This window comes from Spirillospora sp. NPDC048824 (assembly GCF_043198455.1).
In the GTDB taxonomy this organism is placed as follows: Bacteria; Actinomycetota; Actinomycetes; order Streptosporangiales; family Streptosporangiaceae; genus Spirillospora.
Genome location: NZ_JBICUS010000004.1, coordinates 282,862 through 303,960 on the forward strand (window position 1 = coordinate 282,862; position 21,099 = coordinate 303,960).

Consider the following 21,099-nt stretch of genomic DNA (forward strand, 5'->3'; position numbering starts at 1 on the left):
CCTCATGAACGGAGCACGGCGGTGAGGCGGCGGACGCCCTCCGCCAGCTCCCGCTCCGAGGCCGCCGTCCCGTAGCTGATCCGCAGGTACGGGGCGGGGGGCTCGGCGGGGAAGAAGGGCCGCCCCGCGCTGACCAGGACCCCCGCGCGCAGGGCGGCCTCGGCCAGCTCCGTGTCGTCCACGCCGTCCGGCAGCCGCGCCCACAGGTGAAGACCGCCGGCCGGATGGTTCACGCGCAACTCCGGCAGGTCCCGGGCGAACGCGGTGCGGACCGCGTCCCGGCGCGACCGCAGCGCCGCGCGGACGGCCCGCAGGTGCCGCGCCCAGCCGGGGGAGCTGACCAGCTCCAGCAGCGTCTCCTGCATGGGCCTGGCCGGGAAGAACTCCTCGACGAGCTGCGTCGCGCGGATCCGCTCGGCGACCGGGCCGCGGGCGATGACCGCCGCGATCCGCAGGCTGGGTGCGGTGGCCTTGGTCAGGGACGCGATGTGCACGACGCGGCCCTCGGCGTCCTGCGCGATCAGCGGCGGCGGGGGCGCGGCGATGCCGAGGTGCCGCGCGAAGTCGTCCTCGATCACGAACGCGCCCGCCGCGCGCGCCACGTCCAGGACCTTCGCGCGCCGCTCCGCGCTCAGCACGGCGCCGGTCGGGTTGTGGAAGGACGGCTGGCAGTAGAACGCCCGCGCCCCGCTCATCGCGAACGCCTCGGCGAGCAGGCCGGGGCGGACGCCGTCCGCGTCCACCGGGACCGGGACCGGGTGCAGCCCGCTCGCCCGGGCGACGGCGAGGACGCCGAGGTAGGTCGGCGACTCGACCAGCACGGGCGCGCCCGGCCGCAGCATCGCCCGCAGCACGGTCGTCATCGACTGCTGCCCGCCGCTGGTGATCAGCACGTCGGCGGGGGTGACGGCGCCGCCGACCGTCCGGGCGAACCAGGCGCGCAGCCCGGTCATCCCGCCGAGCGGCGGCATCTCCCAGGCGTCCGGGCGCCGGGCCGCCCGCGCCGCCGCCGTGGCGAGCGCGCGGACCGGCTGGAGCGCGGGGTGCAGGTAGCCGCCGCTGAGCGCCACCACGCCGTCCGGGGCCGGGGTGAGCAGCCCCGCCACGCCGGCCGGGTCCACCGACCGGTCGCCCAGCGCCACGGCCTGCCAGCCGAGGTCGGCCGGTTCGCCGCCGGCCGGGGGGCGCTCGGCGGCGAACGCGCCGCTGCCGGGCCGGGTCACCACCAGGCCCTCGGCGGCGAGCAGCCCCAGCGCACGCGACACCGTCACCGGGCTGACCCTGTGCCGCTCGACGAGCGCCCGGCTCGACGGCAGCCGCTCGCCCGGGTTCAGCCGGCGGACGTCGGCGCGCAGCGCGTCGGCGAGCACCGCCACACTGCTATCGTCTTTCATGAGGACCAAAGATAGCGCTACTGTCTCCCGGCCGATAGCGGGCACCGTCTTCGGGCGGGGTCTCGGGCTCGCCTCGCTCGGCGTCCTGATCTTCTCCCTCACCCTCCCCAGCACGGTTCTCGCGCTGGACGGACTCGACCCCTACCTCGTCGGCGTCGGCCGTGCGGCCGCCGCCGCCGTCCTCGCCGCCCTCGCACTGCTATCGGTGCGAGCCCGCCCACCGCGGCGCGGCCAGTGGGCGGGCCTCGCGGCCGTCGCCGCCGGCGTCATCTTCGGGTTCCCGGTGCTCAGCACGCTCGCGCTCGACCACGGCGCCTCGTCCTCGCACTCGGCCGTCGTGGTCGGGCTGCTGCCCGCCACCACCGCCGTGTTCGGCGTCCTGCGGGCGGGGGAGCGGCCGTCCCGCGCGTTCTGGTTCGCCGGCGCGGCCGGGGCGGCCTGCGTCACCGGCTTCGCCCTGATCCGCGGCGCCGGCCACGTCACGGCCGCCGACCTGCTGCTGTTCGGCGCCCTGGTCGCCGCCGCGGCCGGCTACGCCGAGGGCGGGCGGCTGGCCCGCGACATGCCCGGCTGGCGCGTCATCTCCTGGGCGCTCGTGCTGGCCGCGCCCATCACCGTCCCTGCGACCGCGTGGCTGCTGGCCACGACCGATCCCGCCTGGACCGGACGCGCCGCGCTCGGTTTCGGGTACGTCGCCGCGTTCTCCGCCTACCTCGGCTTCTTCGCCTGGTACGAGGGCCTCGCGCGGGCGGGAATCGCCCGCGCCAGCCAGGTCCAGCTGGCCCAGCCGGTGATGACCCTGCTGTGGTCGGGGCTCTTGCTCGCCGAGCGGATCGACGCGACGACCGCGCTGGCCGCGGTGGCGGTCCTGGTCTGCGTGGCCCTGACCCAGCGCACCCGCGTGAACCGACGTTCGCCTGCGGTGCGCCGCCCTTGTGAGAGCGCTGTAAAGCGCGACACGCCGCAGGTCAACGAATCGGCTAGTCCTTGACGATGTGGGCGAGGAGGGTGATCACCCCTACGCCCACGCCTATGGGGATGGCGACCCTGGGGGCGGCGGCGGTGAGGACGGCCGCGCCGATCGCCACGAGAATGATCACGAGGGCCCGCGTGCTGATCAGCGGCCGCGGTTCGCCTTGCTCGGGTGGTACTCGCATGCCGGTTCGACCTCCATCCGGATGGACGGTAAGGACCGGGCGGTTCCCCATCGCGGCATGGGCCGACACCACTGAACCGCTCGTCACCATAGGGTTCCCCCGATGTCAACGCCCGCCGCGCGCGGCGCGCGATCACGACCCGATCATGATCGTTTCATGGGCGGGCCGTGGTCGGTGCAGGGCGGACCCGGGCGCATTGCGGCCGATCCGCCCGTTCGATCCGGGATCATTGCCGGATGGTCAGAATCGGGCGGGTCGGTGGTGCGCTGGGCAGGGCGCTGCGGTGGGCGGGGTGGGCGGCGGCCCTCATGCTCGGCCTCGCCGCCCTCGTGTTCGCCGGGGCCTGGGTGTGGTGGCAGCAGGATCCCGAGGCGCGCGGCACCGAGGCCAACGCGCTGTGGGCGCGGCACCAGTGGGTGGGGGAGCCGCACACCGACGCGGAGTACCGCGCGCTCGGCGCATTGCTGAAGCAGAACCGCATCACCGACGTGTTCTTCCACACGGGCCCGTTCGAGTCGGACGGGACGGTCCCCGCCGCCAAGTACCGCCATGCCCCGCAGCTCATCGAGGCCATGCGCGAATACGCGCCCGGAGTCCGAGCCCAGGCGTACCTGGGGCAGATAAGGGTGGTGGAAGGCGAGGGCGTCATCGACCTGGACGATCCGGCCGTGCGCGAACAGGTCCTGAAGACCGACGCGGCATTCCTCGATCTCGGATTCGACGGCATCCATTACGACTTCGAGCCCATCTATCCCGACGACGACGCATTCATGACGCTGATGGACCGCACCCGCGAGCTGACCCGGTCGAGGGGACGGCTGCTGTCGGTGGCGCTGGAGCAGCCGACGCTCTTGGACGCCGCCCAGCCGGTGTACAAGGCGCTCATTCCGCGCAAGGGCCCGATCCACTACCCGCCTCGTCCGACCGCGGACTTCCTGCGCGCCGTCGCCGACCGCGCCGACCAGGTCGCGATCATGACCTATGACGTGTCGCTGCCGACCGAGGCCCTGGCCGGGTGGCACTTCGCCCGGCACACCCGCACGACGCTGGAGCTCATCGGCGACCGCACGACCGTCTTCATGGGCGTGCCCACGTACCGTCCGCTGATGGACTGGGCGGAGGACCTGCCGGTCGCGCTGCGCGGCGTCCGGCGGGGGATCGATGACCTGAAGCGGCCACCGACGCGTCCGTACGGCGTCGGGGTGTATGCGGGCTGGACCACTCAGCCCGGCGATTGGGCACGTTATCGCGCTATTTGGCTGCCCGCGGCGACGGCGGGTCCCGGCGGCTGAGAAACCCGGCCGGCGACGTTCGGAAAGGGTCGGGTAACCGTACGGCCGCGGGGGTACTGCTCGGTGCGGAAGTCAGGATTCGACCAGCGGACGGCAAAGAAAGGGGCGAGGCGATGGGCCCTCAGCAGACCGCGTGGCGTGACGCCGACCGGCTCAGCGAGCTGTCGGCCGAGTTCACCGGCTGGCGGCTCGGACGAGGCGGATCAGGCCATTGGTGGGCCGTCCGCGGCAACGATCTCGTGCGCACTCCCGACGTCGAGGAACTGCGCGTCCGGCTACACGAGATGACCGCTGGGTCACGTTATCCAACCGAGTCCGGGAAGTGGCCGGACTGACCCCGTAACGCGGCATTTGCGTGCCACGATGTGGATGTGGGAGCCGCCGCCACGCGTACCCCCGAGCGTGTGGCGGCGGCTTCTTCCACGCCGTTTCCGTCCCGCTTTCGCACCCGGACTCCCGCTCGGCGCCGATGCCCGCCCGATGCCCGTCCCAGGTCACCTTGGACCTGCGGGTCCACCTGCCGCGCCCGGAACGGTACCGTTCGATGCATGGCACCCAGCACATCACCTGACGCTCCGTTCGGACGGATGTTGACCGCCTTGGTCACTCCGTTCCTGCCGGACGGCGGCGTCGACTACGACGGCGCCGCGCGCCTCGCGACCCACCTGGTCGACGAGCGGCGCCACGACGGCCTGGTCGTCAACGGGACGACGGGCGAGTCGCCGACGACGAGCGACGACGAGAAGCGCAGGCTTCTGCACGCGGTCATCGATGCGGTCGGCGACCGCGCCGTGATCGTCGCCGGTGCCGGAACCAACCACACGGAGCACACCCTCCAGCTCGCGCGGCAGGCCGAGGCCGCCGGCGCGCACGCTCTGCTCGTGGTGACGCCGTACTACAACAAGCCCCCGCAGGAAGGCCTCGTCCGCCATTTCACGGCCGTGGCCGACGCGACGGGGCTGCCGTGCATGCTCTACGACATCCCCGGGCGCGCGGGGGTGCCGATCGAGAACGACACGCTGGTGAAGCTCGCCGAGCACCCGCGGATCGTCGCCGTCAAGGACGCCAAGGGCGACCTGTTCGGCGCGTCCAGGGTGATGGCCCAGACCGATCTCGTCTGGTACTCCGGCGACGACAACCTCAACCTGCCCTGGCTTTCGGTCGGCGCGGCGGGGTTCGTCAGCGTGGTCGGACATGTCGTGGGCGCCGAACTCCATGAGATGATCGACGCTTACCGCGCCGGTGACCCCGGGCGGGCGCTGGAGATCCACCGGCGGCTGCTGCCCGTGGTCACCGCCATCATGACCCGTACGCAGGGCGCCATCGCCGTCAAGGCAGCGCTGAACCTGCTCGGCCTCCCCGGAGGCGGCCCGCTGCGCGCGCCGCTCGTGGAGGCTTCGCCGGAGTTCGCGGCGCGACTGCGTGAAGACCTCACGATAGGGGGAGTCAAAGTGCCGGAGGTAGCCATCCCGGAGGTCGCCCGGTGAGTCATCCTCACCCGGAGCTCTCGGACCCGCCCGCGCCGCCCGAGGGCGGTCTGCGCATCGTCGCGCTCGGCGGGCTCGGGGAGATCGGCCGCAACATGACCGTGTTCGAACACGGCGGCCGGTTGCTCGTCGTCGACTGCGGCGTGCTGTTCCCCGAGACCGAGCAGCCCGGAATCGATCTGATCCTGCCCGATTTCGAATACATCAGGGAGCGCCTGGACGACATCGAGGCCGTCATCCTCACGCACGGCCACGAGGACCACCTCGGCGCCGTCCCGTACCTGCTGCGCGAGCGCCGCGACATCCCGATCATCGGCTCGAGGCTGACGCTGGCGCTGCTGGAGGCCAAGCTCACCGAGCACCGCATCAAACCGGTCACCGACGTGGTCGTGGAGGGCGAGCGGCGCACCCTCGGGCCGTTCGACTGCGAGTTCCTCGCCGTCAACCACTCGATCCCGGACGCGCTCGCCGTCGCCATCCGCACCTCCGCCGGTCTCGTCCTGCACACCGGCGACTTCAAGATGGACCAGCTGCCGCTGGACGGCCGGCTCACCGACCTGCCCGGGTTCGCCCGGCTCGGCGGCGAAGGCATCGACCTGCTGATGTCGGACTCGACCAACGCCGAGGTCCCCGGCTTCGTCACCAGCGAGCGCAACATCGGCCCGGTCGTCGACGAGGTGTTCCGCACCGCGCAGGAACGGCTCATCGTCGCCTGCTTCGCCTCGCACATCCACCGCGTCCAGCAGGTGCTCGACGCCGCCGTCGCCAACGGCCGCAAGGTCTGCTTCGTCGGGCGGTCGATGGTCCGCAACATGGGCGTCGCCCGCGAACTCGGGTACCTCAGCGTCCCCGAGGGCATCATGGTCGACCAGAAGGAGCTGGACGACATCCCCGGCGACCGGCTGGTGCTGGTGTGCACGGGCTCGCAGGGCGAGCCGATGTCGGCGCTGTCGCGGATGGCCAACCGCGACCACTCGATCCGCATCACCGACCGCGACACCGTGATGCTGGCGTCCTCGCTGATCCCGGGCAACGAGAACGCGGTCAACCGCGTCATCAACGGCCTCACCCGGTGGGGCGCCCGCATCGTGCACAAGGGCAACGCGCTCGTGCACGTGTCCGGGCACGCGTCGGCGGGCGAACTGCTGTACGTGCTCAACGTGACCAGGCCGGCCAACTTCATGCCGATCCACGGCGAGTGGCGGCACCTGCGTGCGCACGCCAAGCTCGCCGCGCTCACCGGGGTGTCCGACGATGGCATCGTCATCGCCGAGGACGGCGTCGTCGTCGACCTCGTGGACGGGCGCGCCCGCATCGTCGGCGCCGTCCCCGCCGGATACGTGTACGTGGACGGCCTGTCGGTCGGCGAGGTCACCGAGACGTCGCTGAAGGACCGGCGCATCCTCGGCGAGGAGGGCTTCGTCTCCATCGTCGTCGGCATCGACTCGACGTCCGGCAAGCTCGTCGCGGGCCCCGAGGTGCACGCCCGCGGCGCAGGCATCGTCAACGAGGACTTCGACGAGATCATCGCGCGGATCGAGGCCGTGCTGACGGACGCCGCCGGCGACGGGGTGAACGACCTGCACCAGCTGGGCCAGGTCATCCGCCGCACGGTCGGCAAGTGGGTGAGCGACAACTACCGGCGCCGCCCGATGATCGTCCCGGTCGTCGTCGAGGTGTGACACGGCCGTGCCGGCCGCGGGGCCACGTGTCCCGCGGCCGGCGCACGGCCGGAACGCCCGCTCCCGGAACGCCCGCTCCCGGAACGTCCGGTTCCAACACGCCCGTCCGTCATCCCGGGAACCCCCGGGGTCCTTGGTTACTCTCATAACCATGGCCACACGTGCGTCCGGGGGCGCGAAAAGCTCCTCGCGTGCGGGGGGCAGTGCGGCTCGCAAGCCCGCAAGGTCGGCCCCCCGGAAGCGACCGAGCGGCGGTACCGGAAGAGGCGGGAACCGCGGCTCGGGCCGCGGTCGTCCCCCGCAGAAGCCCGATCCGATCTCCCAGGCGGTCCTCGGGTTCTTCAGGCTCCTGTTCAAGCTGTACCTGCTCGCCGCCGTCGCGGTGGGCTCGGTCTTCCGCGCCTACGGGCACGGCGCCCGCAACCTCGACGCCGAGCACCGCCGCGACGGGCTCGGGCTGGCGCTGCTCGGCTCGTCCATCGTGCTGGCCTCGGTCACCTGGTTCCGTCCCGACGGCGTCGTCACGATCGCGCTGGAGAAGGTCGTGCGCGGCGGCCTGGGCGTCATCGCGATGGCGCTGCCCGTCCTGCTGGCCCTGCTGGCGTGGCGGACGCTGCGCCACCCCGAGCACCACGAGGACACCGGCCGCATCGTCATCGGCATGACCGCGCTCGGCGTCGGCGTGCTCGGCATCCTGCACATCGCGGCCGGTGTCCCGTCGCCCGCGAAGGACATGGACGGGGTGCGCGAGTCGGGCGGCGTGATCGGCTGGCTGGTGTCGGCCCCGCTGGACGCGGCCCTCAGCGGGTGGGTGGCCGTACCGCTGCTGCTGCTCCTGTCCGGCTTCGGGTTGCTGGTCGTCACCGCGACCCCCATCAACCGGGTCCCCGAACGCGTCGCGGACCTGTGGGCGGTGGCGACGCTGCAGGGGCGTCCGCAACGCGCCTCCGCCGCCGGCGAGGGTGAAGGCGACGGCGAGGCCGAGGCGCCGAAGAAGCGCCGCCGCAAGAAGAAGACCGGCGACGGGGAGCCGGACGAACTGGAGGTCGGCGAGCACTCCAGGCCCTACGACACGCCGCTGCTGGAGGACGACCCGAAGAAGGCCGACCGCCCGCGGCGCGACCTCGCCGACGAGCTGTTCGAGCCGGACCCGTTCCGGGCGGACGTCCCGCCGCCCGCGCCTCCGGCCGACGACGAGCCGCCGGCGGACGTGCACGTGGCGGGCGGCGACGCGCCGCAGTCGCAGGTCCCCGACCCGACGCCGGCGCCGCGCCGGTCCGAGCAGCTGCCGCTGTCGTCGTCCGGCGAGATCTACATGCTGCCCGACCCGTCGGCGCTGCGGCCGGGCAGCGTGCTCAAGCCGCGGACGAAGGCCAACGACACGGTGGTGAACGCGCTGACGGGGGTGTTGGAGCAGTTCGACATCGATGCGCAGGTGACCGGGTTCACGCGGGGTCCGACGATCACGCGGTACGAGATCGAGCTGGGTCCGGCGGTGAAGGTGGAGAAGGTCACCGCGCTGACCAAGAACATCGCGCTGTCGGTCAAGAGCGCGGATGTGCGGATCATCTCTCCGATTCCCGGGAAGTCGGCGATCGGGGTGGAGATCCCCAACACCGACAAGGACATCGTCAGCCTCGGTGATGTGCTGCGTTCCCCGGCCGCGACCAATGAGCACCATCCGATGATCGTCGGGCTCGGCAAGGACGTCGAGGGCCGCACGGTGGTGGCGAACCTGGCGAAGATGCCGCACATCCTGATCGCGGGGGCGACCGGTGCGGGTAAGTCGACGTGCATCAACGGGTTGATCACTTCGATTCTGATGCGCGCCACGCCGGACGAGGTGCGGATGATCCTGGTCGATCCCAAGCGGGTCGAGCTGACGATGTACCAGGGCATCCCGCATCTGATCACGCCTATCATCACCAGTCCGAAGAAGGCGGCCGAGGCGCTCGACTGGGTCGTGGGGGAGATGGACCGCCGCTACGACGATCTGGCGGCGTCGGGTTACCGGCACATCGATGACTTCAACAAGGCGGTGAAGGCGGGCAAGCTCAAGCCGCCGCCCGGCAGCGAGCGGGTGTACACGCCGTACCCGTACATGCTGGTCATCGTGGATGAGCTGGCCGACCTGATGATGGTCGCGCCACGCGACGTGGAGGACTCGGTCGTGCGCATCACCCAGCTGGCCCGTGCCGCCGGGATCCATCTGGTGCTGGCGACGCAGCGGCCGTCGGTGGACGTCGTCACCGGCCTGATCAAGGCGAACGTGCCGTCCCGGCTGGCGTTCGCGACGTCCTCGCTGTCCGACAGCCGCGTCATCCTCGACCAGCCGGGCGCGGAGAAGCTCGTCGGGCAGGGCGACGCGCTGTTCCTGCCGATGGGCGCGAGCAAGCCGATGCGCCTCCAGAACGCCTACGTGGCGGAGAAGGAGATCAGCGGGATCGTCGACCACTGCAAGGCGCAGATGGAGGCGAACTACCGGGAGGACGTCGCCGCGGCGGGCGCGCCGAAGAAGGAGATCGACGAGGAGATCGGCGACGACATGGACCTGCTCGTCCAGGCCATCGAGCTGGTCGTGTCCACCCAGTTCGGGTCGACGTCGATGCTGCAGCGCAAGCTCCGGGTCGGGTTCGCCAAGGCGGGACGCCTGATGGACCTGATGGAGAGCCGCGACATCGTCGGGCCGAGCGAGGGCTCCAAGGCGCGCGACGTGCTGGCCAAGCCGGACGATCTCCCCGGGGTGCTCGCGGAACTGCGCGGCGGCGGGTGAGCCCGGAACGGGTGCGCCTGCCGGGGCATGGCGGAATGATGCGAAATCTTGCCCTGTTTCGAACGTGTCGGCTGTCGCCCAGCGGGCATGGCCGTTCCTAGACTGATGTCGCAAGAGATCGGCGACGAGTGCCCTCAGGAGGCCCGGCGTGAGCATCGGCGAGACCTTGGCTCAGGAACGTCAGCGGGCGGGTCTCTCGGTGACACAGGTGAGTCTTCAGACGCGGATCCGGGAGACCGTGATCCGCGGCATCGAGGCCGACGACTTCTCCTACTGCGGCGGCAACTTCTACGCCCGCGGGCACATCCGCAGCATCTCCCGGGTCATCGGCATCGATCCGGAGCCGCTCGTCGCGGAGTTCGACTCGGCGCACGGCGGCGCGCCGCAGCCCGTCTCGGCCGTGTCGGCGTTCGAGCCGGAGCAGCCCGTCGCGTTCCGTGAGCGCAGGGCGCCGAACTGGAGCGCCGCGATGGCGCTCGCCCTCGCCGTCGTGGTGATCTACGGCGTCTTCCAGGTGGTCGGCAGCGGCGGCGGCGGGGAGCGGCGCACCGCGCAGCAGGTCGCCGGGACGCCCGCGCCCTCGACGCCGGCGCCCGCCACGTCCGCGCCGCCGAAGCAGAGCGACCCGGTCGCGGCGTCGCCGCGCACCAAGGTGGAGGTCCGGGTCGAGGCCGAGCGTACGACGTGGCTGAACGCCCGTGACGAGAAGGGCAGAACGCTGTTCAGCGGCATGCTCCGCAAGGGCGACACGGAGGACTGGACGGCCAAGAAGGAGATCCGGCTGGTGATCGGGGTGGGCGGCAGCGTCAGCCTGACCGTCAACGGCAAGGACCTCGGCTCCCCGGGCGAGGGCGACGGCGTGCAGCGGCTGAGTTTCGACCGCGGCGACCCGGGATCCGCCTGACCGGAGACCCGTCCCGCAGCGACACGGCCCGAACCGAGGCCGCTGGTCGGATCGGGCGGGTGCGCCCATTACCGTAGGGTCATGTCGACTCGCCGCAAGGTCTCACTCATCACGCTCGGCTGCGCCCGCAACGAGGTCGATTCCGAGGAGCTCGCCGCGCGCATGGAGGACGCGGGCTGGGATCTGGCCGACGGCGCGGACGGCGCCGACGTGGTGGTCGTCAACACCTGCGGGTTCATCGAGGCGGCGAAGAAGGACTCGATCGACACGCTGCTGGCCGCGCACGACTCGGGGGCCAAGGTGGTCGCGGCGGGCTGCATGGCCGAGCGGTACGGCAAGGAACTGGCCGAGGCCCTGCCGGAGGCCGACGCGGTGATCGGCTTCGACGACTACGCCGGTATCGGCGAGCGGCTCGACGACGTGCTGGCGGGACGCAGGCATGACGCGCACACACCGCGTGACCGGCGGACCCTTCTGCCGATCAGCCCGGTGGAGCGTTCGTCCTCGCACGCGGCGATCCCCGGGCACGGGGCACCGGACGAGCTACCGGACGGTGTGGCGCCGGCGTCCGGGCCGCGGGTGCTGCGGCGGCGGCTCGGCGGCGGGCCGGTGGCGCCGCTGAAGCTGGCGTCCGGCTGCGACCGGCGCTGCACGTTCTGCGCGATTCCCGCGTTCCGCGGCGCGTACGTGTCGCGGCCGCCCGCGGAGGTGCTGGAGGAGGCCCGCTGGCTCGCCGGGCACGGCGTCCGCGAACTGGTGCTGGTCAGCGAGAACTCCACGTCGTACGGCAAGGACCTCGGCGACCTCCGGGCGCTGGAGAGGCTCCTCCCGGACCTCGCCGCGGTGGACGGCATCGAACGCGTCCGGGTCAGCTACCTGCAGCCCGCCGAGACGCGGCCGGGGCTCATCGAGGCGATCTGCGGCACGCCCGGCGTCGCCCCGTACTTCGACATGTCGTTCCAGCACGCGAGCGGTCCGGTGCTGCGTTCGATGCGGCGGTTCGGCGACCGGGAGCGGTTTCTGGGGCTGCTCGACCAGATCCGCGGCCTCGCCCCGGAGGCGGGGGTGCGCTCGAACTTCATCGTCGGGTTCCCCGGCGAGTCCGAGGACGACTTCGAGGAGCTGGCGGAGTTCCTGTCGGCGGCGCGGCTGGATGCGATCGGCGTGTTCGGCTACTCCGACGAGGACGGCACCGAGGCCGCGGACCTGGACGGCAAACTCGACCCGGTGGAGGTCGCCCGCCGGGTGGAGGAACTGTCGACCCTCGCCGAGGAACTGACGGCGCAGCGCGCCGAGGACCGCATCGGCTCGGAGGTGCACGTGCTGCTGGAGGACAAGACCGAGGACGGCGACATCGAGGGCCGCGCCGCGCACCAGGCGCCGGAGGTGGACGGGACGGTCGTGGTCCGCGGCGGGGGCCTGGCCCTCGGTGAGGTCGTCGCGGCCCGCGTCACCGGCAGCGACGGCGTGGACCTGATCGCGGACGTGGCATGATCGCCGGCACCCCGGATCCGGTCGCGGGCTCGCACGACCCGCCGCCGGCCGGTGTCTGGAACATCGCCAACGCGCTGACGCTCGTCCGGATCGCGCTGGTCCCCGTGTTCGTGTGGCTGCTGTTCCTGGACGGCACCGGCTGGCGCCTGGCCGCGTTCGGCGTCTTCGCCGTCGCGTCCATCACCGACAAGATCGACGGTGACATCGCGCGGGCGCGGGGCATCGTCACCGACTTCGGCAAGATCGCGGACCCGATCGCCGACAAGGCGCTCACCGGGGCGGCGCTGGTCAGCCTGTCGATCATGGGGGAGCTGTGGTGGTGGGTGACCGCCGCCATCATGATCCGCGAGGTCGGCATCACGGTGATGCGGTTCGTGCTGATCCGCCGGAGCGTGATACCGGCGAGCAAGGGCGGCAAGCTCAAGACGATGCTGCAGGTCATCGCCATCGGCTTCTACATCCTGCCCGGCCCGCTGGACTACCTGCGCTGGATCACGATGGGCGCGGCCCTGGTCGTCACGGTCGTCACCGGCGTGGACTACGTCGTCCAGGCGTGGAAGATGCGCCGCGCGTCCGAGGCGTCCTGAGGGGGCCGCTCACAGCCCGAGAAGCTCCGGCGTCTCGGCGAGCGCCCGCCACCGGCGTGCAGGCATGCCCACCGGGCGTGGTCGCCGTACTATCCGGCCGGCCATTCGTGCGACCTCTAGGTGACCGCCACCTCGTCGTCCACGCGGAGGACGCCCGGCGTGCGGGGGATGCCGAGGCGGCCGAACATGATCTCGCGGACGCCGTTGAACCGCTCGGTGCGATATCCGGCGAGGGCGCGCAGGGGCGCCGGGGCTCGGCGGGCGGTGTCCTGGTCGGTGTTGATGATCACGCAGCGGCCGCACGGCTTGACGAACTCGATTTCGGCGCCGCCGCGCAGCCGGGTGACGGCGTCCTCCCCGTAAGGCCCGAGGCCCCGCAGGACGATGTTGGGGCGGAACCGGGTCATCGGGAGACCGGCGCCCATCCGCCGGTTCAGGTCGTCCAGCGACTCGGCGGACAGCACCGAGATCGGGTAACCGTCGGCGAACGCCAGCGTCCCCCCGCCGAGGACCGAGGGACGCGTCCCGGTGAAACGGACCAGGCGGCAGGTGAGCCCGAGGGCGTCGGAGAACCAGCCGGCCGCCTCGTCGCCCTGGTCGATGCCCCGGCAGGGACGCCGGTGCACGGTCACGTCGCGCGCGGGGCCGTCCACCGCCTCCCAGACCAGCGGCGTGCCGGCGAGCGGCGTGTGGACGGTGACCTTCACGCCGTCGTAGGAGGGACGGAGCAGGGCGAGCTCCGGGACCTCCCGCTGCGACAGGTGCCGTCCGTCCGGGCGGACGAGCATGAACTCCCGGTCGTGGCGCAGCCCGTTCGGCGTCACCTCGGCCTCGGCGAGCGCGACACCGCCCGCGCTCTTGATCGGGAAGACGTTCAGCTCTGCGACAACGGCGTTCATGCGACGGACGCTACGGACCCGCCGCGCGGCTGACCAGGGAAACCGGCGATACTTGACGCCGATTCGTCAGTTTGCAGCCGAGAACGGTCATCACCGCACAGGATTCACGAATCCGAGCGCGGGAGCGGTCACGGCGACGGCAGGGCCGGTACGGCCGTTCGGGGGGCCGGCGTTCCTGCGCCCGGCGGCGGTGCCACGGCGGCCGGCGGGCGGGGCCGACGTGCCAGGAGGTGGGCTGCGGGACCACGCCCACCCCGGTCGTGGTCCCGCAGCCCCGTTCGCGGGCGCCGCGCTCGGCAATTATCCCCCGCGAATGCGCGGACCGGCGAATCGGGCGAATGAGTTTTGACTCACAACGTGACCTGCACTTCCGTGAATTGGTGGACCGGGCGTCGGTAACGCCTGGTGACGATGCGCGCCCGGGTGGCGTTCCAAGGCGCGCGCAGTGGCGGGGGACGGCCCCATCACAGGACACAAAGTGCGGCCGTCGCCTCCCGGGCGAGTGAACGGGGAATACCCGGCGAAGTCGGTTTGGACCGGTTCGATCGGGCGACATAGCGTCCGTCCTCATTCGGACGTTTTTCCCGTCAACCGGCGGGCGTCCGGGTCCGTCGCCGGGCGCGGGGCGCCGGGACGCCGCCGGTAGATTCGGAGGGCCGAACCCGGGCCGTGCTCCCCGGGGGGCATGCGGTGCGAACAGCCGGGATGGGGACGCGATGCGGGTCGAACTGCTCACCGTCGGGGACGAACTGCTCCTCGGCGACACGGTCAACGGGAACGCGGCATGGCTGGGGCGCAGGCTCGCCGACCACGGTGTCGACGTCACCCGCAGCGTCGTCGTGGGCGACGACCTCGACGTGATCATCGAGGCGGTGCGGTCCGCGCTCGGCCGGGCCGGCGCGGTCATCACCACCGGCGGCCTCGGCCCCACCTCCGACGACCTCACGAGGGACGCGCTCGCCAAGGCGGCGGGCGTCGCGCTCGTCCGGGACCCGGCGCTCGAACGGCGGCTGCGCGAGCGGGTCGCCAGGGCGGGCCGCGAACTGCAGCCCATGGCGCTGCGCATGGCGGACGTCCCCGAGGGCGCGCGGACGCTCGTCAACTCAGCGGGCTCGGCGCCCGGCCTGCGCGTCGAGCTGCCGGGCGGGATGGTCTACGCCCTGCCCGGCGTCCCGTTCGAGATGCGCACGATCATGGACGAGGTCGTGCTGCCGGAACTGACCGGGCTCGCCGGGCTGCCCGCCGTCGCGCGCCGCACCCTGCGCACCGCCCGCATCTGGGAGTCGGTCGTCGCCACCCGGCTCGCCGAGGTCGAGGCGATGGACGGGGTCAGGCTCGCCTACCTGCCCGACCCGGCCGAGGTGAAGATCCGGATCACCGTGGCCGGACCGGACGCCGCGGGGCGGCTGGAGGGCGTCGAGGCGCACGTGCGGAGTCTGCTGGGCCCGGCCGTGTACGGCGTCGAGGAGGACACGCTCGACCGTGTCGTCCACCGGCTGCTCGCCGGGCGTTCGGAGACCGTCGCGACGGCGGAGTCGCTGACCGGCGGGCTCATCGGCGCGGAGCTCACCGCCATGCCGGGATCGTCCGCCACGTTCGCGGGCGGCATGGTGACGTACGCGACCGACGTGAAGCGGCAGGTGCTGGGCGTCCCGGCGGAGCTGCTGGCCGAGCACGGGGCCGTCCACCCGGACGTGGCCGCCGCGATGGCCGCCGGCGTGCGGGACGCGCTCGGTGCGACGTACGGGCTCGCCGTGACGGGTGTGGCCGGTCCCGACTCCCAGGACGGCCGGCCGGTGGGAACGGTCTATATCGGTGTGGCCGGACCCGGAAATATGCGCACTGTGGTCAGTCCGAAACTCCCCGTACCGGGGGCCGGGCCGGAGATCCGTGCGGTGATCCGGCGGATGACCGTCGTGCACGCCCTTGACCTGCTGAGACGTCTTTTGCTGGGGCTTGACGTCGAGGGCGGGAGCGAGGAGGCTCGGGCAGATCGGGAAGATCGAGGCTGATTACAGCGTTACGTTCCCAGCGAACACGAAATCAACGGTCTGCCATGCTCACCGTCAAGCCGGGTACGGTGGAACCGGCAGATGGTCCGAACTGAGGGAGGGAGCGAGACGATGGTCCTGCTTCGCCAGCTGCTCGGTGACGTACTGCGGCAGCTGCGGCTGCGCCAGGGACGCACCCTCCGTGAGGTGTCCGCGGCGGCGCGGGTGTCACTCGGCTATTTGTCCGAGGTCGAACGGGGGCAGAAAGAGGCGTCTTCGGAGCTGCTGTCCTCGATCTGCAAAGCCCTGGGCGTTCCGCTGTCGCACGTCCTCAGGGAAGTAGCGGATCAGCTGGCCCTCGCCGAGCTGCAGCACGAGCCCGTCATGGCGGGTGCACCCGAGCACGAGCGCATTTCCACCGAGAGCATTCCGGAGACTCCGGAAGAGATCACCGGCGAACTCCGCGCCGACATGGTCGCGGCCTGAACCGTTCTTGGTGTGTTCATGCCCGAGCGGGGCCGCGGGTGTGCGCGGCCTCACGCATGAACGCGGCATTTGCGGGGAGGCTCCCGGGTTGTAACGGACAACCGTAACGACGCGGAAGGAGCCCGGACATGGCGGCGGTCAAGAGCCCGCTTTCGGATTCGGCCCTGAAGGTCGCGGGGGACGCCCTCCAGGGTTCCCTCATCGACCTCATCGATCTTTCTCTGGTCGCCAAGCAGGCGCACTGGAACCTTCACGGACGCAACTTCAAGGTCGTCCACGAGCACCTGGACGAGGTCGTCGCCCTCGCGCGCAGCGGGCAGGACGACGTCGCCGAGCGTGCCGTGGCGGTCGGCTACAACCCCGACGGCCGTGTCCGCACGGTGGCCGACCGGACCACGATCCCGCAGCTGGAGGCCGGTTACCTCGACGACGACAAGGTCGTCGCCGCGGTCACCGACATCCTGGCGCAGATCATCGCGCGGTTCCGCGAGCGCATCGCGGCGACCGACGAGCCGGATCAGGTCACGCAGGACCTGCTCATCGGCATCACCGCCGAGCTGGAGAAACAGCACTGGATGTTCCAGGCGCAGCGTTAACCGCGGCGCCCTCGGCGTCGCGCCCCGGAAGGCCCTCCTTCGGCGGGCACTGCGTGCGATCGCCGCATCGCTCCGGCTCGCCTTGCGGCTCGCTGCGCGCCCGCGACCGTTGAGGTCGTCGGGCGGTTGCGGCGGTTGGCTGGTGTCCTGCCCGGAATGCTGTGATCATGGGGTATGGACGTTCTGCCGAAGGGGGCCTTGCCGTTCGGCGCCGCTCTGCTCGCCCTGGCCGCCTGCGGCTCCGGCGGCCTCGGTGCGGGACGGCCGTGCACGGCGATCGGCTCGCCGGCCGGCCTGAGCGTTTCCGTCAAGGCCCCCGACGCCTCGCGCGTGACGTCCGCGTCCGTGCGCGTGTGCTGGGACGGGACCTGCCGGGAGCCCCGGATCGAACTCCGGCCGTCCTCGACGACCGTCCCGATGGGCTGCGACGGCGACGAGCCCGACGGCACCTGCGGAGCCTCCGCGTCGCCCGACGGAGGCAGCACGGGGTTCGCCCGGGTGGAGGGCCTGCCGAAGAGTCCCGTCCAGGTCACGCTCACGCTCCGCGACGCCCGGGACCGGACGCTCGTCGACCGCCGCGTCGACGTCACCCCGAAGGCGACGTTCCCGAACGGCGAGCACTGCGGTGAGGGCGGCCCCCAAGCCGCGCTGACCGTCGCGGGCGGCACGGTGACCGTCCGCTGATCACGGATCGGCGGCGGGCTGGCAGCGGGGGCACCAGAACGTGACGCGCTCGCCGGCCTGGGACCGCTGGCCGGCGCGCTCGATCCGGGTCCCGCAACGCCGGCAGGGACGCCCGGCCCGTCCGTACACCCAGTGCTCGCGGCCGCGCCCCAGGTCGCCCGTGGTGATGTGGCCGTGCCGTTCCTTGTTGGCGTCCAGGAGCCGGTGAGCGAGTTCCACCAGGGCCCGCAGGCCGGCGACGTCCCGGACTGGGGTCCACGGGCTGACGCCCCTCAGGAAGAGGATCTCGGCCTTGTAGACGTTGCCGATCCCGGCGAGACGCGTCTGGTCGAGCAGAGCCTCGCCGATCGCCCGTTCAGGCCGCTCGCCCAGCCGCTCGGCGGCCTCGGCGGCCATTCCGGCGTCCCACGACGCGTCGAGCAGATCCGGTCCGAGATGACCGACGGCCTTGTCCTCCTCCGCGGTGCGCAGCAGCTCGACGAGGCCGAGGGAGTAGCCGACCGCCTGGCACTGCGCGTTCGCCAGCACGAGCCGCACCCGGTGGTCGCGCGGGGCCGGCCCGGCGCGGCGGATCTGCCAGCGCCCCTCCATCAGCAGGTGCGTGTGGACGGTCAGCCCGCCTTCGACGCGGATGAGGAGATGCTTGCCCCGCGACACCGCGTCCAGGACCGTCCGCCCCCGGAGATCGGCGGTCGCGAGCCGGGGGACGCGGAAGTCCGAGCGCGTCAGCGTCCGCCCGGCGAGCGCCTCGCGCAGGCGCCGGGCCGTCAGCCACACGACATCGCCCTCGGGCATGGCTCAGATCAGGGAGGGGCTTTCCCAGGCCGACGGGTCCTCGGTCAGCTTGCGGACGGGCTCGGGCAGCTCCCCGGCGGCGATGTGCGCGAGCTTGACCTTCTCCAGGATGGCGCGCTCGCTGGCGCGCAGCGCGATCCACACCTCCTGCAGGGAACGCGCGGGCCCCTCGTAGCCGACGTGTTCGGGACGCTCGCCCCGGACGCCGAGCAGCGGACCGTCGATGGCGCGGATGATGTCGGCGAGGGAGATCTGATCGGCCGGCCGCGCCAGCCAGTAGCCGCCCTCGGGCCCGCGCTGGCTCCGGATGATGCCGGACCGGCGCAGCTGGCCGAGGATGTTCTCAAGGAATTTGGGTGGTATGCCCTGCGCCTCGGCGAGTTGGACCGCGGTCACCGGGTGGCTCCCGGCGACCGCCAGCTCGGCGGAGGCGCGCAACGCGTAGTCGACCCGGGCGGACAATCGCATGCGAGCATTATCCCTTGCCGATAGGACCGGTCGGGTTTCCGGGGAACGCGGCGTGCCTGCCGGGACCGGGCTCCTTGCCCGGCGGCACGCCGCGAGCTCGTGCTAGCAGAGCCCCAGGAGTTCGGCGGCGGCCTGGGCGTTGGCGGCGGCGGCGCCGTAGGTGGCCAGGTAGACGGCCGATCCGGGGCGCCACACGGGCAGGCCCATCTCCACGACGACGGTGTCGGGGCGGGCCGTCAGCAGAGCGGTGGTGAGGGCCCGCTGGCCCGCGTGCCGGTGCGCGTCTCGGAGGACGATGACCAGGCCGCGGCCCGCTGCGCGCTTCAGGACGCGGTCCGCCGTTCCGTCCGCTCCGTCGGCCTGGACGGCGTCGGGTGCCCAGGGGCCGAGGCCCCACGGGGTCGGCCCGACCGCGATGTTCCCGGTCGCCTCCGTCTCGACGATCAGCGGCGCTCCGTCCCAGCCGGGCAGCGAGCCCGACACGCGGACGGCGCGGCGGGCGGCCTCCAGCCCGGCGGCCCGGTCGACGACGGCGGGGGAGTACCCGGCGAGCCACTCCTTGAGGCGGGCGGTCCGTTCGGCGGCGTCCCGCAGCCGGTCCGGCGACAGCCGGCCGGTGCGCACGGCCGCGCCGATGGCGGCCAGGGTCGCCCGGACGGTCTCGGCGTGCTCGTTGGGGCCGAGGCACAGCAGGTCGGCGCCCGCGATGAGCGCCCGCACGGACGCCTCGGGGATGCCGATCGCGCCGCTCGCGCCCTCCATGTCGAGGGCGTCGGTGACGATCACGCCCTGGTAGCCGAGCCGTTCCCGCAGCAGCCCGGTGATCGCGTCGGGGGACAGTGTGGCGGGTGTCCCGCGGGTGATCGAGGGCAGGTTCAGATGCCCGGTCATCACCGCGCGGGTGCCGGCCTCGATCGCCGCCCGGAACGGCACCAGCTCGCGGCGTTCCAGCAGGTCCAGGTCGGCGTCGACGAGCGGGACGGACAGGTGGGAGTCGTCCACGGTCGCGCCGTGGCCGGGGAAGTGCTTCGCGCAGGCCGCGACGCCCGCCTCCTGCGTGCCGGCGACGGACGCGGCCGCGTGCCGGGCGACCAGGGCCGGGTCCGAGCCGAAGGAGCGGGTGCCGATCACCGGGTTGTCGTCGGCGGTGTTCACGTCGACCGACGGCGCGAAGTTGAAGTTGACGCCGACCCCGGCGAGCTCCGCGCCCATCGACCGGTAGATCCGCCGGGTCAGCTCGGGGTCGTCCACGGCGCCGAGCGCGGCGTTGCCCGGGTAGGGGCTGCCGGCCCGGTGGCCGCCGAGGCGGGTGACGTCGCCGCCCTCCTCGTCGATCGTCACGAACGGGTCGCCCGCCTTGCGCAGCCGCGCGGTGAGCGCGGCGAGGGACTCCGGGCTCGGCACGTTGCCGATGAGGGCGAACAGCGTGACGCCGGCGAGGCCGGCCTCCAGCTCGTCCAGCAGCCAGCGCGGGGCGGTCGCACCCGGGAACGACGGGAGCAGCGTGCCGCGTGCCAGGCGGGCGATCTCCGCCGTGGTCGCGATGTCGTCGGCCGTCACCCCTTCACCGCCCCGGCGGTGAGGCCGGACACCATGCGGCGCTGGACGAGCAGGAAGAAGGCGATGACGGGAATGGTGAGCAGCGTGGACGCTGCCATGATGGGCCCCCAGGCGTTGCCGCTGCGGCCGAAGAAGAACTGCAGCATGATCGGCAGGGTGTACTTGTCCTGGTCTTCCAGGAACGTGTAGGCGAAGATGAACTCGTTCCATGCGGTGATGAAGGAGAAGATGCTGGTCGCGACCAGTCCGGGCGCGACGAGCGGGAGCATGACCGTGAAGAACGTCCGGATCGGCCCGGCCCCGTCGATGGCGGCGGCCTCCTCCAGTTCGCGCGGCACCGCGGCGACGAACCCGCGCAGCATCCAGATCGCGAACGGCACGGCGAACCCGATGTAGACGAGCGTGAGGCCGAACAGGCTGTTGAGCAGGTCGAGCGTCTTCAGGTCCAGGAACAGCGGGATGACCAGCGCCTCCAGCGGCACCATCTGCACCACCAGCAGCATGATCAGGAAGGTGGTGCGGAACCGGAAGCGGAACCGCGCCACGGCGGTCGCGGCCAGCAGCGCGAGCAGCCCCGACGCCACGACCGTCGCGATGGCCAGGAACGCGCTGTTGCGGAAGTACTCCCAGAAGGAGACCTCGGCGATGCCGCCGTTCAGCACCAGGTCGAAGTGGTCCAGCGTCGGGTGGACGGGCAGCGGCTTCGGCGTGGTGCTGAAGATCTCGGTGTTGGGCTTGAACGCGGTCGAGATCATCCAGAAGACGGGGAAGACCGCGAGGAGGAAGACGAGCAGCCCGGTCCCGTTCAGCAGGGCCTTGCGAGCGGTGCGTTTCATTGTGGGGGGACGAC

General features: G+C 72.2%; 20 protein-coding genes. 13 read left to right on the forward strand and 7 right to left on the reverse strand.

Annotated features, from left to right (window positions below):
• Window positions 1–2: 2 nt before the first annotated feature.
• A complete protein-coding gene (locus ACGFIS_RS10420; RefSeq protein WP_392901992.1) occupies window positions 3–1,394 on the reverse strand; it encodes a PLP-dependent aminotransferase family protein in 1,392 nt (463 codons plus the stop codon).
• Between ACGFIS_RS10420 and ACGFIS_RS10425 the strand changes: the two genes are divergently transcribed.
• Window positions 1,393–2,385, forward strand: coding sequence for a DMT family transporter (locus ACGFIS_RS10425; RefSeq protein WP_392901994.1), 993 nt, complete (start codon window positions 1,393–1,395; stop codon window positions 2,383–2,385). The genes ACGFIS_RS10420 and ACGFIS_RS10425 overlap by 2 nt on opposite strands.
• Here the strand turns inward: ACGFIS_RS10425 and ACGFIS_RS10430 are convergent.
• Window positions 2,375–2,551, reverse strand: a complete 177-nt coding sequence (locus tag ACGFIS_RS10430; RefSeq protein ID WP_392901996.1) for a hypothetical protein — start codon at window positions 2,549–2,551, stop codon at window positions 2,375–2,377. The genes ACGFIS_RS10425 and ACGFIS_RS10430 overlap by 11 nt on opposite strands.
• A 236-nt stretch (window positions 2,552–2,787) precedes the next feature.
• Between ACGFIS_RS10430 and ACGFIS_RS10435 the strand changes: the two genes are divergently transcribed.
• From ACGFIS_RS10435 to ACGFIS_RS10470, 8 genes are all read left to right on the forward strand, one after another.
• Window positions 2,788–3,843, forward strand: coding sequence for a hypothetical protein (locus ACGFIS_RS10435; protein WP_392901998.1), 1,056 nt, complete (start codon window positions 2,788–2,790; stop codon window positions 3,841–3,843).
• 113 nt (window positions 3,844–3,956) lie between these two features.
• Complete coding sequence (locus tag ACGFIS_RS10440) at window positions 3,957–4,178, forward strand: hypothetical protein (RefSeq protein ID WP_392902000.1); 222 nt, start codon at window positions 3,957–3,959, stop codon at window positions 4,176–4,178.
• A 252-nt stretch (window positions 4,179–4,430) separates the two neighbouring features.
• The gene (gene dapA / locus ACGFIS_RS10445) at window positions 4,431–5,330 is read left to right on the forward strand and encodes a 4-hydroxy-tetrahydrodipicolinate synthase (protein WP_392902002.1); all 900 of its coding nucleotides are present in this window, start codon (window positions 4,431–4,433) and stop codon (window positions 5,328–5,330) included.
• The gene (locus ACGFIS_RS10450) at window positions 5,327–7,012 is read left to right on the forward strand and encodes a ribonuclease J (RefSeq protein WP_392902005.1); all 1,686 of its coding nucleotides are present in this window, start codon (window positions 5,327–5,329) and stop codon (window positions 7,010–7,012) included. Before dapA ends, ACGFIS_RS10450 begins: the two co-directional genes overlap by 4 nt.
• Before the next feature lie 151 nt (window positions 7,013–7,163).
• The gene (locus tag ACGFIS_RS10455; protein WP_392902007.1) at window positions 7,164–9,785 is read left to right on the forward strand and encodes a DNA translocase FtsK; all 2,622 of its coding nucleotides are present in this window, start codon (window positions 7,164–7,166) and stop codon (window positions 9,783–9,785) included.
• 148 nt (window positions 9,786–9,933) lie between these two features.
• Window positions 9,934–10,689, forward strand: a complete 756-nt coding sequence (locus ACGFIS_RS10460; RefSeq protein ID WP_392902009.1) for a helix-turn-helix domain-containing protein — start codon at window positions 9,934–9,936, stop codon at window positions 10,687–10,689.
• An 81-nt stretch (window positions 10,690–10,770) separates the two neighbouring features.
• Complete coding sequence (gene rimO, locus ACGFIS_RS10465; protein ID WP_392902011.1) at window positions 10,771–12,183, forward strand: 30S ribosomal protein S12 methylthiotransferase RimO; 1,413 nt, start codon at window positions 10,771–10,773, stop codon at window positions 12,181–12,183.
• Complete coding sequence (locus ACGFIS_RS10470; RefSeq protein WP_392902013.1) at window positions 12,180–12,770, forward strand: CDP-alcohol phosphatidyltransferase family protein; 591 nt, start codon at window positions 12,180–12,182, stop codon at window positions 12,768–12,770. Before rimO ends, ACGFIS_RS10470 begins: the two co-directional genes overlap by 4 nt.
• A gap of 116 nt (window positions 12,771–12,886) precedes the next feature.
• Here the strand turns inward: ACGFIS_RS10470 and ACGFIS_RS10475 are convergent, their stop codons facing one another.
• Complete coding sequence (locus tag ACGFIS_RS10475) at window positions 12,887–13,669, reverse strand: MOSC domain-containing protein (RefSeq protein WP_392902015.1); 783 nt, start codon at window positions 13,667–13,669, stop codon at window positions 12,887–12,889.
• Window positions 13,670–14,385: 716 nt separating this feature from the next.
• Between ACGFIS_RS10475 and ACGFIS_RS10480 the strand changes: the two genes are divergently transcribed.
• The 4 genes from ACGFIS_RS10480 to ACGFIS_RS10495 all read left to right on the forward strand — a co-directional run bounded on the left by ACGFIS_RS10480 (window position 14,386) and on the right by ACGFIS_RS10495 (window position 17,426).
• Window positions 14,386–15,681 carry a CinA family nicotinamide mononucleotide deamidase-related protein gene (locus tag ACGFIS_RS10480; RefSeq protein ID WP_392902017.1) on the forward strand — a complete coding sequence of 432 codons (1,296 nt, stop codon included), beginning with the start codon at window positions 14,386–14,388 and terminating at the stop codon, window positions 15,679–15,681.
• A gap of 111 nt (window positions 15,682–15,792) precedes the next feature.
• On the forward strand, window positions 15,793–16,146 hold the full coding sequence (locus ACGFIS_RS10485) for a helix-turn-helix transcriptional regulator (RefSeq protein ID WP_358450696.1): 354 nt from the start codon (window positions 15,793–15,795) through the stop codon (window positions 16,144–16,146).
• 128 nt (window positions 16,147–16,274) lie between these two features.
• Window positions 16,275–16,742 (forward strand): Dps family protein, encoded by a 468-nt coding sequence (locus ACGFIS_RS10490; RefSeq protein WP_392902019.1) that lies wholly within the window; start codon window positions 16,275–16,277, stop codon window positions 16,740–16,742.
• Window positions 16,743–16,916: 174 nt separating this feature from the next.
• Window positions 16,917–17,426, forward strand: a complete 510-nt coding sequence (locus ACGFIS_RS10495) for a hypothetical protein (protein WP_392902021.1) — start codon at window positions 16,917–16,919, stop codon at window positions 17,424–17,426.
• On the opposite strand, the gene ACGFIS_RS10500 is transcribed toward ACGFIS_RS10495, so the two are convergent.
• The 4 genes from ACGFIS_RS10500 to ACGFIS_RS10515 form a co-directional block, all read right to left on the reverse strand.
• Complete coding sequence (locus ACGFIS_RS10500) at window positions 17,427–18,221, reverse strand: DNA-formamidopyrimidine glycosylase family protein (protein WP_392970265.1); 795 nt, start codon at window positions 18,219–18,221, stop codon at window positions 17,427–17,429.
• Between the two features lie 3 nt (window positions 18,222–18,224).
• The gene (locus ACGFIS_RS10505) at window positions 18,225–18,689 is read right to left on the reverse strand and encodes an RrF2 family transcriptional regulator (protein WP_392902025.1); all 465 of its coding nucleotides are present in this window, start codon (window positions 18,687–18,689) and stop codon (window positions 18,225–18,227) included.
• A 102-nt stretch (window positions 18,690–18,791) separates the two neighbouring features.
• Window positions 18,792–20,249, reverse strand: a complete 1,458-nt coding sequence (locus ACGFIS_RS10510; protein WP_392902028.1) for a glycoside hydrolase family 3 protein — start codon at window positions 20,247–20,249, stop codon at window positions 18,792–18,794.
• Window positions 20,246–21,085, reverse strand: coding sequence for a carbohydrate ABC transporter permease (locus ACGFIS_RS10515; protein ID WP_392902030.1), 840 nt, complete (start codon window positions 21,083–21,085; stop codon window positions 20,246–20,248). The genes ACGFIS_RS10510 and ACGFIS_RS10515 overlap by 4 nt, the downstream gene beginning before the upstream one ends.
• Window positions 21,086–21,099: the final 14 nt, after the last annotated feature.